The sequence below is a fragment of the Halalkalibacter oceani genome, assembly GCF_040544555.1.
Taxonomy (GTDB): Bacteria; Bacillota; Bacilli; order Bacillales; family Bacillaceae_D; genus Halalkalibacter; species Halalkalibacter oceani.
This window is the reverse complement of record NZ_JBEPKD010000019.1, coordinates 21,743-36,165: the sequence shown is the minus strand read 5'-3', so window position 1 is coordinate 36,165 and position 14,423 is coordinate 21,743. Positions and strand designations below refer to the sequence as shown.

Genomic DNA, 14,423 nt, shown 5'->3' with positions numbered 1-14,423 from the left:
AGGTTCCGCTTCCCGCCTCCGCTATATTAGCTTAACGCCGGCACAAAAAACCACCCACCGAAGCAATCATAAAAGATTGGTTCGGTGGGTGGTTGAAGGTTTTATCGCACTCAGTTCGTAATCGTCCGCTTTGCAGTAATCCGCACCCACGGCCGTTCGCCTTCCCACTGCAGGGCGACAGGTACGTGGAACGTTTGCTCCAGCAACGGTTCGGTCAGTACGGCGCGCTTTTCGCCCGAGCCGACGATTTCTCCTTTGTTGAGCAGGAGGGCGTGGGAAACCGAAGGAACGATTTCTTCGATATGATGAGTCACATAGAGCAATGTCGGGCCTTCCGGGTCCTGGCACATCTCTTCAATCGTCGCCAGCAGCTCCTCTTTTGAATAAATGTCCAAGCCGTTACAAGGCTCATCAAGTATTAACAGTTCCGGCGAGGCCATTAACGCCCGGCCAATCATCGCCTTCCGTCTTTCCCCTTGGGAGAGCGACGGAAAGTATTGATTGCCGACATGGTCAATTCCGAGCTGTTTAAGCAGCTTGCGGCCCTTTTCGATATCGGCCTCTGTCACCTCTTCGTAAATGCCGACGGAGGCGTTTTTTCCACTAAGGATAATTTCGAGAGCGGTATCGCGCGTCCGGTTCTGAAAGCGGTCGTCCAATGATGTACTGACCCACCCGATTGATTTGCGCAGCTCCTGGATGTTGACTTGTCCAAAACGTTGTCCAAAGACGGTCACGGCGCCACCATTTGGCCATTGATAGCCTGTAATCATCTTAAGCAGCGACGTTTTGCCGGAGCCGTTCAAGCCAAGTACCGCCCAATGCTGCCCCTTTTCGACCGTCCAGGATACGGAGTTTAAAATATACTTTCCGTCCCGTTTCCAGACAATATCTTCGAGTTCAATCACATGCTGTTTTTTCGCTTCTTCGTTCATAACCATTCTCCTATCCGAGCGTAAATAACGATCTCTATCCTTATTTATTTGCGGTTTCTTGTCGAAATCCTGCCTTGATCCGGCTTTTTGTGCGAATATTGGGACAGGCGGTGTCAGCGGCCCCGTTCCGCCCGAGCCGTTTATCCCTCACTCCGTAGTATAGCCGAGCCGTTTTAAAATTTCTTCCGTATGCTCACCCAATGCCGGCGGGGCGCTTTTGATCTGCGCCGGCGTTCTTGAAAATTTCACCGGCGTGCCGAGCATTTTCAGCTTCCCGACCTTCGGGTGTTCCGTTTCCACGACCATTTCCCGTTCGAGCATGTGCTGATCGTTCAGAATATCTGAGAATTTGTTAACCGGACCGCACGGAATTTTCACCGATTCAAACAGCTCGATCCAATGCTTGATCGGCTTCTTGGAAAAAACATCATTCAAGTGGGCGACAAGCTCCTTGCGCTGTCTGACGCGATCGGCGTTCGTCGCATATTTTTCCTGCTCAAGCGTTTCATCCTTCATTGCCCCGAGAAACGTCTGCCACATTTTATCATTCCCGACCGCGAGAATAAAATGACCGTCCTCCGCTTCAAATACTTGATACGGGACGATGTTCGGATGCTCGCTGCCAAGCGGAACCGGATCCTCACCCGAAGCGAAATAATTGCCGGCATGATAGGTCGACCAGGAAACGATCGTATCGAGTAACGACGTATCAATCCACTGCCCTTCCCCCGATTTGTCGCGTTCAAGCAGCGCGGCTAAAATGCCGAATGCAGCCCACATCCCCGTTCCGACATCGGCAAGGGAAAATCCGGCCTTCGTCGGCGGTCGGCCCGGCTCTCCCGTCACGGACATCAATCCGCCCATTCCTTGCGCCAGCACATCATAGCCCGGCTTCTGCGCGTACGTTCCCGTCTGACCAAAGCCGGAGATGGAAGCGAGAATAATTTTCGGGTTACGCTCCTTCAGCACCTCGTAGCCGATACCGAGCCTCTTGATCGTGCCGGGGCGGAAGTTTTCCACGACGACATCGGCCTCCTCGACGAGCTTAAGGAAGATCTCCTTGTCGCGCTCCTCCTTCAAATTAAGAACGATGCTTTTCTTATTACGGTTAATGCTTAAAAAATAAGCGCTTTCGTCTTCAACAAAAGGAGGCCCCCATTGGCGTGTATCATCCCCGCCCGGGCTTTCCACCTTAATGATCTCGGCTCCGAGGTCCCCGAGCGTCATCGTACAGTAGGGTCCGCTCAAGATCCGCGTTAAATCAATCACCTTTATTCCTTCGAGTGCTGACATCTCTATCCTCTCCTTCTGAAATTCGGTTTTCTTTTTTCAACAAAGGCGCGAACCCCTTCCGGGAAGTCGACCGGATCGACGCTCGTCTCCGTACCGGTCTCCCACTGGATCGAGGTGCTCGGCTGGACGTACGCCACCGAACGTTTGACCGCTTTAAGCGAGGCCGGGGACTGGGACAAAATCTGCTGGGCGATTTTCAGCGCGTAATGGCTGCTGTCGCTATCTTCCGGCACGACATAATTGAGCATCCCGAGCTGATACCCTTCCTCGGCATCAAGAATTCTCCCCGTATAGACGAGATCCAGCGTCCGGCTTTTGCCGATTAACTGCACGAGCCGGTTCGTGAAGGCTTGATTTAACGTGATGCCGAGCCGTCCGATCGGCATCCCCAATTTCGCGTCGACCGTCCCAATTCGCAAATCACAGGCAAGCGCCAGCTCCAGCCCGGCTCCCATCGCCGGGCCGTTGACGACAGCAATCGTCGGCAGTGGGATTTTTTCAATCGTGGAAATGGCCCGCTCCATCGCCTGAAACGACTCTTCTGCTTCTTCCACCGTAAAACGGTTAAATTGCTTAATATCGGAACCTGCCGTGAACTGCCCTTGTCCACCGCGGATGATAACAACCTTCGTCCTCGGATTTTTGACCACTCTTTGGCCAATTCTCGCAAGCTCTTCCCACATTTCTTTCGTCATCGCATTCCGCTGCTGCGGGCGATGAATCGTGATAATCGCCATCTCGGCACTTTCCTGCAGGATCATTTTGCAATCCTTCTCCATGCGGCTTATCGTAACTTTCATGTGCTCCCCCCCATTTTGAGTTCGCTTGATCCGGTCGACAATCGACTTATCTTCAGTGTAGTATATTATTCTGACTATTACAACAATAAGATTGGTTTCGTGCTCGTTTCTAGAGAAAATCAGTGGTTCCTAGCTGAACAGCATCCATTTTTTATTATTTTCTTAGCAGACTGACACCATCCGGGCTACGCGACGACAGCAAATAGTCGACCAAGCTCACCCCTGTACATGTGAAAAAGCTCTCTCAAAGGAGACAATAGCCTTTGAGAAAGCTTCATTCGGGATAGCCCGGTCCTCCAGCGCTTACTTCCATTTACCCAGAAAAAGCGAAAATGAACCGTCACGAACGTCAAGATCGCTTTTAGTCCTGCGGAATGTCCCGTTTTGTCCTCAGCCTTTTCAGCAGGGGAAAGAACAACGCCAAAATAGTCAGCGTCAGGATGACCCCACTTCCCGGCCGGGTGAAGAAGCCGAGGATGCTTCCCTGGGTAATCATCAGCCCTTGCCGGAGTCCTGTCTCAATAATTTGTCCTAACACGATGCCTAACACAACAGCCGCTAGTGAAAAATGATAACGCTTCAGCATATAACCGATAAGCCCGAAGAAAAACATGATCCAGACGTCGCCAATGCGGTTATTAATCGCAAACGAGCCGACAAGTGAGAGGAGAATAATCGCCATCGCTAAATATTCGTATGGCACGTCGAGCACTTTTACTAAATAACGAATTGCCACTAACACGACAAGCGTCATCAAAATATTGGCGACGAACATGCCGCTGAATAATGTGTAGACAATCTCCGGATTTTGCTCAAATAAAAGCGGTCCCGGCTGAAGGCCATGAATTAAAAACGCGCTCAAAATAACCGCCGTCACCGCCCCGCCCGGAATCCCGAGCGTTAAAAGAGGAACCATCGCTCCGCCGACAGCCGCATTATTTGCCGCTTCCGGCCCGGCGACGCCATCGATATTTCCTTTCCCGTATGACTCCTTATCTTTCGAAACAGAAACGGCGGCACCGTAACCGACAAAGGCGGCGATCGTCGCTCCGGCTCCCGGTAAAAAGCCGATGACGGTGCCAATCACGCTGGAGCGAAGCCATGTATTCTTAACATTGGCGACATCCTCTTTCGTCGGCATCGCAAAGCGCGGAACTGCTTTCCCTCCGCCCGGCATCTTTTGCCGCAATGCTTTTTTATGCAATCGCAGAAAAACTTCCGATAAGGCAAATAAACCGATGATCGCCGGGACAAAATCAATTCCGGACATCAGGATTGTTGAATTGAAGGTGTAACGCGCCACCCCGGTAATAACATCAAGACCGACCGTCGCCAGAAAAAGTCCAAGAAAGACGGATACGAACGCTTTAAGCTGATGATTGGCATCAATGCTCGCCACGACGGTCAAGCCGAGAAGACCTAAAGCAAAGTATTCGGGAGGTCCGAATGAAAGAGCGATTTTCGCTGCCTGCGGCGCTAAAAACGTAATCGCTATGACGCTGATGGAACCGCCGACAAGCGAGGAAATCGCCGCCATTCCTAATGCGCGCCCGGCATGGCCTTTCCTGGCAAGCGGGTAGCCGTCGAGCGCCGTCATCGCTGCCGGCGCATCGCCAGGTATATTAAACAGAATCGCCGCAATACTGCCGCCATAGATCGAAGCGGCATAAATCGCGATCATAATCAGAAAGCCATTTAAGGGTTCCATTGCATACGTAAACGGAATCAGCAGGCTGATCGCCGTCACTCCGCTCAATCCCGGGACTACGCCGAACAGAATCCCGATCAGGACGCCGAGAACGACCATCATAAAATAGACAGGATGAAAGACCGTCTGCCAGCCTAAGAGAATACTTTCCATCATTCACATCCACCGCCTTAATAGAAGAAGTAACTCGCTTCCCTTAAAATCCCGACGCCTCTGGGAAGAGGAATCGTTAAGAAATTCCCGAAAACATAGGTTAGAAAGACGAGCGCGATCAAGGAAAACGCGATATTTTTCAACCGTTTCATCTTCATAATGACACCGCATACGACACTGAAAACAGCGGTCATCACGATAAAGCCGAGATACGGCAGTAGGAGAAGGTAGAAAAAGATCGCCGCGACGATCGCCAACAGACGGCCATTCGTAAATTGCTGAATATACGCTGTTTCTTCTTGTTCATCGACGCTTTCCTGCCGCTTCTTTTTGATCGCCCTGATGAATGTTACCGCCGATAGCGCACAAAGCAGCACGAGCAACAGCATCGGCCAAAACTGGGGACCGACAGACTCACCGGAGTCCCGCAATGGCGAAATACGGATATGCAACTGAACCGTCACGATCAAAATCAAGCTGACAAAAAAGATACTGCCGGTGACAAGCACCTCACCATAACGATGAAAAAAACGACTCAAAACCGCTCCCTCCTTTACGGATGATCATTCCATATAGCCAAGATCGCGCAATAGCTGCACGATTGTCTCACGCTCTTCTTCGGCATGGGCACGATAGTCCTCATAATCCAAGTACCCGTCCACCATATGAAAATAGGAATCCTCTTCAAATTGCCGATAGTGTGGCAGGTTTGCCGCCGCATAAAACACATTGTGCAAGTAAACGGTAATGGCCGGATCAAGATGACCAGGGGCGTTCATCCCTCTCCAGCGCCCAATCGAAATGTCGATCCCAAGCTCAGCTGTGGTCGGGGCGTCAATGCCGTCGAAAGGGGCGTCACTCGGCACGAGCAACGGACGGATTTGCCCGGCGCGGTACAAGTCAATCACCGCTCCCGTCGTTTCATGCAGCACGTCAATATGGCCGCCGAGCACACTCGATACCCGTTCTCCCGACGCATTGCTTGGAATATACGTGAATGAGGTGCCAAGCTGGTTGTTCATTTCCATAATCCGCAATTCGTCATCAGCTAACGCACCGGCGCCGGTAAACGTTACACTTCCGGGATTGTCGCGATCAGCTTCGATCAGATCCTCCCATGTTTGATAGGGACCATCGCTGCGCGTCCAGAACACCTCGGTCGGACCCTGGTTGCGGATGATGAATGTCGTATCATCAATGAAGCTGTACGGCTGTTCTCCTAATGTGTCATTAATGACCTGAGAGGTGATCGCTCCGTAAATCGTATAACCATCCGCCGGCTGTGAAAGAGCGTAGGCCAACGCCACTTCGCCATTTCCACCCGGCATATTGTTCGGAACGAGCGTCACGCCGAGAATTTTCTCCGCATCGCGGCTGATCTGCCGCGCATAAAGGTCTGAGCCTCCTCCTTCTCCCCACGGAATAATGTACTCGATATTCCGCCGCGGATAGTCTTCGGGCTTCGGAATCCATTCGCGCAGCTCGGCGATTCCTTCCTCCTCCGTCAGCTCTCCTTTATGGACGCGCTCCGTAATTTCATCGATTCCGGCGATCACCTCCTCATTATCAATCGCCGCATACGCCCCCGGATCATAGGTTGTCTGTTCATTCCCACATGCCGCCAGCACTAGACAGCCTGCCGCCAGCAACATCATCATAAGTGCTTTCTTCATCTCCAAACCTCCAATAGGATAAGAAAACCGCGTAGCGGCTTTTCTTAGAAGCGGCGTGCGGAGCCGTTACCCTCTTTTAAGATGGCTGAAAACGGGCTTTTTTCTGCCTTCCGCGTAACGAGCGAAGCCGACGCCCTTCTTCGAATCATCCCAAAATGTTGTTCCCTCGAACAAGAAATCGCTTACAATTTATCGCTTTCGGACGACAGTCGACAATAAACCGTCGCACGATTTCATTTTCAGAGATAAGCAAGGAGCTCTTCAATCCTCTGAAAATGGTACGTAGGCTGATAGCTCAGATCAATCGGGAGCGCATTCAGCCGATTCGACCAGGCACTAGGAATTCCGGCGGAAATCGCTCCGACGATATCCGGTGCCGACCCGGCGACATGAAGCATTTGCTCTTTTTCAACTCCGGCTTGCTCATAAGCATATTGATAGACCGTTGGTGAGGGCTTATAACAGCCCATTTCCTCAGCCGAAAAGATGTAGTCAAAGCCGACTCCCAGCCGGTTTTGCAAGGAGATGAGCATCTCCTGCCCTCCATTTGAAAGCATCGCAATCGTATAGCCTTTCTCCTTCACCTGCTCGACGGTTTGGCGGGCATCATCCCAAAATTCAAGCTCGCTCCATTTCTGCACGAGCCGCTCCTGATCATGTTCAGAAAGGTCAATCCGATGGGCGTAAAGCGTGTGGACAAGTGTCCGTCTCGTCACTTCTTTAAACCCGAGGAAATGTCGCTGTAACGAGTTCAACATGATTAAATATTCATACTGCTTTGTTCGCCACATTCGAAAAAAAGCGGCTGCATCCTGATTGACGAATTGAGGATGACGCGCCAAAATCGGAATAAAGGTGCCTTCGATATTGGCCAGCGCACTAAATACATCAAACGTTACTAAACGATAGTTCATAACGGCCTCCTATCTTTTCAATGATTAGTGCCAGTATATGAGCGGCTGTTCAGAAAATGTCTATCATTTGGAAAGAGAAAGGTTGCTAGCATGTGGATAAGCCGTCTGGCGGCCCTTTCGGCTAACTGAAAAATTTCGGGGGAGGATCGTATAAGGGTTGTTAGGTGATGCAAAACTGAGCTTGAGACAAAACTAGCTTAGAGGCTAGGCAAAAGGTAAAAAACAACCTTTTGTCCAGTCTCTTTCAAAATCAGTCAATGGCTTCACACGCCCCAAGCCCGTTGTGAGACATCCACTCACAACGGGCTTTTAAAAAAATCGTGACGGTTCCGCTCATTTTTTATGAGGAAAGATTTTTTGCTCAATCCGGCTAATGATGCCTTGATTGTGCATATCTAAAATGACGCGCGCTTCCTCGACAAGGCCCTTCTTGATTAAATCGAGGATCACTTTATGTTCTTCAATTGATTTGCGCACATGGGCTTCTTCCAGAAAGGACATCCGCTGCAGGACGAGCAATTGCCGGCTGAGTCTGGTGTACATATCTTTAATCGTTTTACTTCCGCTCATCTCAATCAAATAAAGATGGAAGGTTTGATTTAATAGCGCGTACGCCTTATCATCACGGGAGTCAAGCGCGTCCATTTCTTTAATCGTATCCTCCATTTTTTTGATCGTCGGCTGCTTTTGCTCCAAATCGGCTAAGCGCTTCATCGCCAGGCCTTCGAGCATCATCCGCAGCTCAAGCAAATCGTACACTTCCATTTCACTATAGCCTTTCACGACAGCGCCGCGTCGCGGGATCCGCTCTATTAATCCATCGGTCGCTAATAGATAAAGAGATTCACGAATCGGCGCACGGCTTGTGCCGAATTCCTTCGCATAGTTCGCTTCGATTATCTTTTCACCGGGCTGCAGCTCCCCGCTCATAATTTGATTGGTAATTTTCTCGGCAATTTGATGAGACAAGGACGTATTTTGTAACGGATCGTTATCTGGCATCGTTTTCATCCCCTAAATGGTCGACAGTCGATTTTTGCAATCATTATAGTATAAGTTTGCTGGAAATACAATGTAAGAGAAGGAAAGGGAGAGACAGGAAGGTGAAAAGAGGGGCAATGATCCGACAAAGAGGGCGGGAATGGCATCTGAAATGCTTATCTAAAGAAGCTGGATCAGATACCATCTACGTTAAACTAGACTGACTGCTTCTTTACTTCATTAATATTAAAGACAAAGTCAAATTCTATTCCTGTGATCTGCTGATGATGATGGTAGCTGACATAGTAGATAATCTCATCATCAATATGGTAGGTAATCCCGTCATAGCCGTGCGTGAGCAAATATTCTTTAATAATCGTCCCGACCCATTTCAGCGTTTCCAGTGAGTCAGGTCCTGAATGAAGCTCGGGGAAATCATCCGTGAACTTCCAGCTTAGCGCGTCCTTTTTCAATTGCCGCTCACTATAGGTGTAGTTGACAATGAAAGGATTTTGAAAATGAACCGTCTGCTTTAAAACGACGGCCAACTCCTCCTCCTCCACTTCAGCATGGCAGAAGGCGTAATGCGCCGCCAATTCCGCGTCATTAATGAGATAGATTCCCGGTCCAAACAATGATTTTGCAGCTACTCCATTTTGAAAATCTCGCAGCTCGCTGCGATCATATTTCTGGTTTTTGACGACTTCCTCTGCTTCCTTAAAGCCAATTCCCCGATACACCGTTCTTTTCATTTCCATTTACCTCCCTTAAGGAAAATAGATAATCAACTGAAAGCGCTTTCACCATTGAAGGGCCAGAAATAAAGGGCATCGTTATCCTTACGTTTCGTTGGGAATCGTTTCTCTCTTTTTACATGTTATCACAAAAGTGCTAATCAGGGACCAGAGATTGTAAAAAAACCTCTCACAAAAAATCTGACGTGAGAGGTTTCGCTCATTTTGCTAAAAGGGGGCTAAGCCTGCGCCCGCAGCACAGTATCGATCGTTCTTACTAAAAAGTGAAGATCATCCTCTGTTGACGACAACGGCGGCGCAATAATGAGTACGTTTTGATAGCCTGGAATCGTATCGCCGTTGCGGCCGATAATCAGCCCTTTTTCCTTGCAGGCCGCCAATATCGCCCCGACCTTTTCATCGGAGAGCGGCGCTTTTGTCTCTTTGTCTTCAACTAGCTCAATGCCATATAAGAAGCCGATGCCCCGTACTTCACCGACTTGCGGAAGCATGTTGAGCTGATGAAGCTTGCTGAGAATCGATTGGCTTACGGTCGCCACGCGCTCGACGATCCGTTCTCTTTCCAGGATTTCAATACTCTTCAGTGCCACAGCGCAGGCCGCCGGATGTCCGCCAAAAGTCGAGATATGGCGGAAATGGGCTTTCGTTTCCTGCTTTTTGAACCGCTCGTAAATGGTGGAACGGACCGCTGTCGCGCCAAGCGGAAGATAGCCGCTCGTTAAGCCCTTTGCCATCGTGATGATGTCCGGCTGGGCGTCTTTGGAATGCATGAAGCCAAACATTTCCCCCGTCCGTCCAAAGCCAGAAACGACCTCATCCAAAATAAGCAATACATCATACTTGCGACAAATTTCGGCCACCCTTGTTAAATACTCAGGCGATGGAATGATTACGCCACCACCCGAAATGTATGGCTCAAGAATAAAAGCCGCGACTGTCTCCGGATCCTCCCAGTTCATCACTTCCTCCACATAGTCAGCTGCCGCGAGATCGCTGTTCGCCCTGTCGGCAAATGAACTGCGGTAGCTGTATGGAGGCGGCACATGGAGAAAGCCCGGCGCACTCGGCCCATATTTCGTTTTTCGGTTTGCTTGTGCTGTCGCACTCAGCGCTCCTAATGTTGAACCATGATACGCACGGTATCTTGAAATGATTTTATACTTTTCAGGCTTGCCGTTCTGGGCATGGTATTGGCGGGCGATTTTAAAAGCGACCTCATTCGCTTCAGAGCCGCTGTTGCTAAAGTACGTCGTATACGACTCGCCGAGCAGCTCGCTAATCTTCGTAGACAGCTCAATCGCCGGTACATGGCTCATCGTCAGCGGCGAATAAGACATATTGAGCAGCTGGTCGTAGGCGGCCTGGGCGATTTCCTGCCGCCCATGACCGAGATTTAGACACCAGAGGCCGGAGACACCGTCTAAATATTTCTTGCCATCCGTCGCCGTAAACCACGAGCCTTCCCCCTCTGAAACGATCATCGGCGCCGCTTTTTCATTATATTTCGCCATTGAATGCCAAAGATGAGCCCTGTCTTTTTGAACGAGATCCTCTGTTCCTGCTTCCACTTTCATTCTTCTAACCTCCTTTTAGTTTTCTATCAAAGGAAGACACGCCTTTGACAGCGCTTCGACTTAGCCATGATTCATCTTACCCTTCTGCAGTCAACGGGGAGTGGGATCCCCTCGTTCCCTTCTCATTGCTCGGTTTGTTCAGCGCCCTTTACAAGTGACGTTGTTTGGCGAGAATCAGGTTGGAGAAATATTTTCGGGCGTCGGCTGTCAGGATGTGCAACTCTTTGCTTTTTTCAGGGTAATCGAGCGCGTCATTCGGAAGTTGAAATTCGACGAATGCGCCGCTCAAATTCTCGTTTACGTTCGTTATTTCGTATCCTTTAGCAAGCAGTTCATCAATTTTTTTCTTCTCTTCGATAAACTCGGCATACGCTGACATAACGAAGCCTCCTTCCAGCTTATTTAATTGACGATTTGTTTTTTCGATTCGAACACTTCCTCGCTGTCAATCAGCCAGTCACGGCCGACCGTGATCCCTAAGTACTTCTCATCATCCGGGTCTTCAATTTCCGCTTGCTTGTATTTCTCGAACCACCAATACTTGGCGAGCAGATAATAGCTGGCCGCACCGATGATGAAGCCGACAAAGAAAGAATAGGTCGGAAAGGCAATCGCGATCGCCCCGCCAATTACCCAGGCGAGAATGCCGGCCCAATTGACGCCGTTCACGTAAGCATACTGGCCTTCCTTCTCATACAGGTCATGTACATTCAAACGGCGCTTGCGCAGCATATAGTAATCGGCAAAAATCACGCCGACAATCGCCGATAGGATGCCGCCAACGGTCGTCAGAAACGGAATTAACACATTGAACAAATTCCACGGCTGCGTCACCGTGCCGACAACCCCCGCCAGAAAAACCCCTACATAAAAAGGAATCTTCGGCCCGCCAGCATTGGAAAAAATCGTCGCCGCCGGAACGACATTGGCGGACGTGTTCGTCGACCATTGTGAAAAGACAATCATCAAAAGCAGGACGACTAAAATCCAGCCGCTTGCCGACTCCTGCAGCGCGACGATCGGATCATAATTGCCGACCGCGATATAGGCAACTCCGCCGATCGCCACAATGAGCGTTTGCGTCAATGGCAGGGCAACGACGCTGCCGACGAGCACCCCTTTATTTCGTTTGAACCAGTTGCGTTCAAACTTCGGCGCTTTAATAAAGCGTGACAAGGAGGAGGCATCCGTCGCAAGCGTTGACCAATAGCCCATATTACCGGTGATGACCGTCATAAAGGCAGTAAACAGCAAAATGCCCGAGACAGGACTTTCAATCCACGTCCATACGTTGCGGTCAATTGCCGCCGCCTGATCGGCGAGCGTGCTGTACATCCAAAGCGCGATCAGAATAATGATCGGCGCGGCGAGATCGGCAAACTTTTCGACCGCCTTGATTCCGATTGCCGTGTTGATCAGCTGGGCGAGAGCAAAAATCAGAAAACAGACGAACCAATTGTCAAAGCCGGTCAGTATATTTAAAATGCCGTTGATCGCCGCTGAACCGAAATACGTGTTGATCCCAAACCAGATCGAGGCGGTAATCCCCCGGACAATCGACGGAAAATGGGTGCCGGCGACGCCGAACGGCGCCCTCATATAGACCGGAAACGAGAGACCATGCTCAATTCCAACATCGGCTGTCAGCGTGATAAACAAGCCGATCAGTATACAGCCAATAATCGAGGCCAGGAGAACATAGATTAACGGCATACCTTGCACGCCATCTCCGCCGATGGCAAACGCCGCTAAGACGACCGCCATTCCGACCCACATGATGGAAAAACCGAGCGTACTAATTTTGCGCTCACTATGGGCAATTGGAAGAAGGTCTGGTGATTTTAAATGATAGCTGCTTTTTTTCATCTTAATTCCCCTCTTTTTCATGAAATGAAGAGAGCAAATCTGCAGCGACTTCCTATCTATTTCTACTTCGTCTTCGCAAGATTCACTTTCTTGACGCTCCTAAACAGAAGACTATGTTCCTTCCCTTCGAGCAGACCTTCTCAGATGCCATAATAGCGTTCTCTCCAATCCCCATCGTTTATTTTTGCTGCGGAAGAAGTGTGGGAAGACTCGCGGAAGGGCTTCGACTCCGCACGTTACGCGGATGGCTGAAAAAAGTCCGTTTTCAGCCATCCTTAAAAGATGGTAACGGCTCTGCACGCCGCTTCTAAGAAAAGAAGCTGCGCGGTTTTCTTATTGTTGAAACGTCACCCGCTTTTTAGCTGAATTGCTTATATTGGCAAAGCGCTTGCGCTTCAAGTACTTCCCGGCTCCGGGCTTGCCGACAAATGCTTTATCACGGATGACAAACTCACCGCGTGACAGCACGGAAACGGGCTCACCTTTGATCGTCATCCCTTCAAATGCATTGTAGTCAACCGCCATATGATGCGTTTCCGCGGAAATGACCCGTTCCGCCGTTGGGTCAAAGATAACAAGATCGGCATCGCTGCCAACGGCAATCGTCCCCTTCTGCGGAAAGAGTCCAAACAGCTTGGCAATCTTCGTCGAGACAATATCAACAAATTGATTGAGCGAAATCCGGCCTTTCTCGACTCCCTCTGAATACAAAATGCTGAAGCGGTCCTCAATCATCGGCCCTCCGTTCGGAATTTTCGTAAAGTCGCCTCTGCCCAGCTCCTTTTGCCCTTTAAAATTAAATGAGCACTGATCCGAACCGAGAGTATGAAGCTGACCGTTGGCGAGCCCCTTCCACAGCTCCTCCTGGTTCCACTTTTCACGCAGCGGCGGCGACCAGACGTATTTGGCGCCTTCAAAATCCGGCTTTTCTAAAGCCGTTTGATCAAGCACTAAATATTGCGGACATGTCTCTCCGTAAATGCGGTAGCCCTTTTTCCGGGCATCGGCGATTTTCTCCATCGCTTCGGCACAGGAGACGTGGACGACGTAAAGCTGTGAATCGGCCAGTCCCGTCAGCTGGGCGGCGCGGTGTGTCGCTTCCCCTTCTACCTCAGGCGGCCTCGTTAAGGCGTGATAAATCGGGTCAGTCTTGCCGCTATCGAGCGCCTCCTTAACGAGATGCTCGATGACGTCGCCGTTTTCAGCATGAACCATGACAAGCGCCCCGTGCTCCTTCGCGAACAGCAGCGTCCGGAATAATGTCTCATCATCGGCCTGGAACACATTTTTATACGCCATAAACACTTTAAAGGACGTAATCCCTTCTTCCTCGATCACGAGCGGAATTTCTTCGAGCACCTGTTCATTCACTTCGCCGATCATTAAGTGAAAACTATAGTCGATCACCGCTTTATCCCGTGATTTGTCATGCCATGTTTTTATCGCGTTCTTTAACGGCTCGCCTTTATTCGTCAAACAAAAATCAATCACGGTTGTCGTGCCGCCAAATGCGGCGGCGGTCGTCCCTGTTTCAAAGTCGTCAACCGTCACCGTGCCGCCAAACGGCATTTCCAAATGAGTATGGGGATCGATCCCGCCCGGGAAAATATAGGCTCCTTTCGCATCGACGATTTCCGCGCCATCTGCCGTAAGCCGTTCACCGATCGCGGCGATTTTTCCATCCTCGATTAAAATATCCGCTTCATATTGATCTGCTGCGGTTACAATCGTTCCATTCGTGATGATTTTTTTCATCTTCCATTCTCCTCCT

General features: G+C 50.1%; 13 protein-coding genes. All 13 read right to left on the bottom strand.

Annotated elements, in window-relative coordinates:
- Nucleotides 1-110: 110 nt before the first annotated feature.
- A complete protein-coding gene (locus ABMB67_RS17265; RefSeq protein ID WP_354572843.1) occupies nt 111-935 on the bottom strand; it encodes an ABC transporter ATP-binding protein in 825 nt (274 codons plus the stop codon).
- 147 nt (nt 936-1,082) lie between these two features.
- On the bottom strand, nt 1,083-2,228 hold the full coding sequence (locus tag ABMB67_RS17260) for a CaiB/BaiF CoA transferase family protein (protein WP_354572842.1): 1,146 nt from the start codon (nt 2,226-2,228) through the stop codon (nt 1,083-1,085).
- 2 nt (nt 2,229-2,230) lie between these two features.
- The gene (locus ABMB67_RS17255; RefSeq protein WP_354572841.1) at nt 2,231-3,028 is read right to left on the bottom strand and encodes an enoyl-CoA hydratase/isomerase family protein; all 798 of its coding nucleotides are present in this window, start codon (nt 3,026-3,028) and stop codon (nt 2,231-2,233) included.
- A gap of 361 nt (nt 3,029-3,389) precedes the next feature.
- Nucleotides 3,390-4,892: a tripartite tricarboxylate transporter permease gene (locus ABMB67_RS17250; protein WP_354572840.1), complete on the bottom strand. Its 1,503-nt coding sequence runs from the start codon at nt 4,890-4,892 to the stop codon at nt 3,390-3,392.
- A gap of 14 nt (nt 4,893-4,906) precedes the next feature.
- The gene (locus ABMB67_RS17245) at nt 4,907-5,428 is read right to left on the bottom strand and encodes a tripartite tricarboxylate transporter TctB family protein (RefSeq protein WP_251223095.1); all 522 of its coding nucleotides are present in this window, start codon (nt 5,426-5,428) and stop codon (nt 4,907-4,909) included.
- A gap of 24 nt (nt 5,429-5,452) precedes the next feature.
- Nucleotides 5,453-6,562 (bottom strand): tripartite tricarboxylate transporter substrate binding protein, encoded by a 1,110-nt coding sequence (locus ABMB67_RS17240; RefSeq protein WP_354572839.1) that lies wholly within the window; start codon nt 6,560-6,562, stop codon nt 5,453-5,455.
- 239 nt (nt 6,563-6,801) lie between these two features.
- Entirely contained in the window at nt 6,802-7,476 is a 675-nt protein-coding gene (locus tag ABMB67_RS17235) for a haloacid dehalogenase type II (RefSeq protein WP_251223093.1), read from the bottom strand.
- 333 nt (nt 7,477-7,809) lie between these two features.
- Nucleotides 7,810-8,478, bottom strand: coding sequence for a GntR family transcriptional regulator (locus tag ABMB67_RS17230; protein ID WP_251223092.1), 669 nt, complete (start codon nt 8,476-8,478; stop codon nt 7,810-7,812).
- Nucleotides 8,479-8,672: 194 nt separating this feature from the next.
- Complete coding sequence (locus ABMB67_RS17225) at nt 8,673-9,209, bottom strand: hypothetical protein (protein ID WP_251223091.1); 537 nt, start codon at nt 9,207-9,209, stop codon at nt 8,673-8,675.
- Nucleotides 9,210-9,430: 221 nt separating this feature from the next.
- Nucleotides 9,431-10,786 (bottom strand): aminotransferase, encoded by a 1,356-nt coding sequence (locus tag ABMB67_RS17220; RefSeq protein WP_354572838.1) that lies wholly within the window; start codon nt 10,784-10,786, stop codon nt 9,431-9,433.
- 148 nt (nt 10,787-10,934) lie between these two features.
- Nucleotides 10,935-11,165, bottom strand: a complete 231-nt coding sequence (locus ABMB67_RS17215; RefSeq protein WP_354572837.1) for a hypothetical protein — start codon at nt 11,163-11,165, stop codon at nt 10,935-10,937.
- A 23-nt stretch (nt 11,166-11,188) separates the two neighbouring features.
- A complete protein-coding gene (locus tag ABMB67_RS17210) occupies nt 11,189-12,652 on the bottom strand; it encodes an NCS1 family transporter (RefSeq protein WP_354572836.1) in 1,464 nt (487 codons plus the stop codon).
- Between the two features lie 333 nt (nt 12,653-12,985).
- The gene (hydA, locus tag ABMB67_RS17205; protein ID WP_354572835.1) at nt 12,986-14,407 is read right to left on the bottom strand and encodes a dihydropyrimidinase; all 1,422 of its coding nucleotides are present in this window, start codon (nt 14,405-14,407) and stop codon (nt 12,986-12,988) included.
- Between the last annotated feature and the right edge of the window lie 16 nt (nt 14,408-14,423).

Excerpts from the sequence above, each read along its gene's own strand:
- ABMB67_RS17255 (WP_354572841.1), bottom strand. The coding sequence starts at position 3,028 with ATGAAAGTTACGATAAGCCGCATGGAGAAGGATTGCAAAATGATCCTG.
- ABMB67_RS17230 (WP_251223092.1), bottom strand. The coding sequence starts at position 8,478 with ATGCCAGATAACGATCCGTTACAAAATACGTCCTTGTCTCATCAAATT.
- ABMB67_RS17220 (WP_354572838.1), bottom strand. The coding sequence starts at position 10,786 with ATGAAAGTGGAAGCAGGAACAGAGGATCTCGTTCAAAAAGACAGGGCT.
- ABMB67_RS17250 (WP_354572840.1), bottom strand. The coding sequence starts at position 4,892 with ATGATGGAAAGTATTCTCTTAGGCTGGCAGACGGTCTTTCATCCTGTC.
- ABMB67_RS17240 (WP_354572839.1), bottom strand. The coding sequence starts at position 6,562 with ATGAAGAAAGCACTTATGATGATGTTGCTGGCGGCAGGCTGTCTAGTG.
- ABMB67_RS17210 (WP_354572836.1), bottom strand. The coding sequence starts at position 12,652 with ATGAAAAAAAGCAGCTATCATTTAAAATCACCAGACCTTCTTCCAATT.
- ABMB67_RS17225 (WP_251223091.1), bottom strand. The coding sequence starts at position 9,209 with ATGAAAAGAACGGTGTATCGGGGAATTGGCTTTAAGGAAGCAGAGGAA.
- ABMB67_RS17235 (WP_251223093.1), bottom strand. The coding sequence starts at position 7,476 with ATGAACTATCGTTTAGTAACGTTTGATGTATTTAGTGCGCTGGCCAAT.
- hydA (WP_354572835.1), bottom strand. The coding sequence starts at position 14,407 with ATGAAAAAAATCATCACGAATGGAACGATTGTAACCGCAGCAGATCAA.
- ABMB67_RS17215 (WP_354572837.1), bottom strand. The coding sequence starts at position 11,165 with ATGTCAGCGTATGCCGAGTTTATCGAAGAGAAGAAAAAAATTGATGAA.
- ABMB67_RS17265 (WP_354572843.1), bottom strand. The coding sequence starts at position 935 with ATGAACGAAGAAGCGAAAAAACAGCATGTGATTGAACTCGAAGATATT.
- ABMB67_RS17260 (WP_354572842.1), bottom strand. The coding sequence starts at position 2,228 with ATGTCAGCACTCGAAGGAATAAAGGTGATTGATTTAACGCGGATCTTG.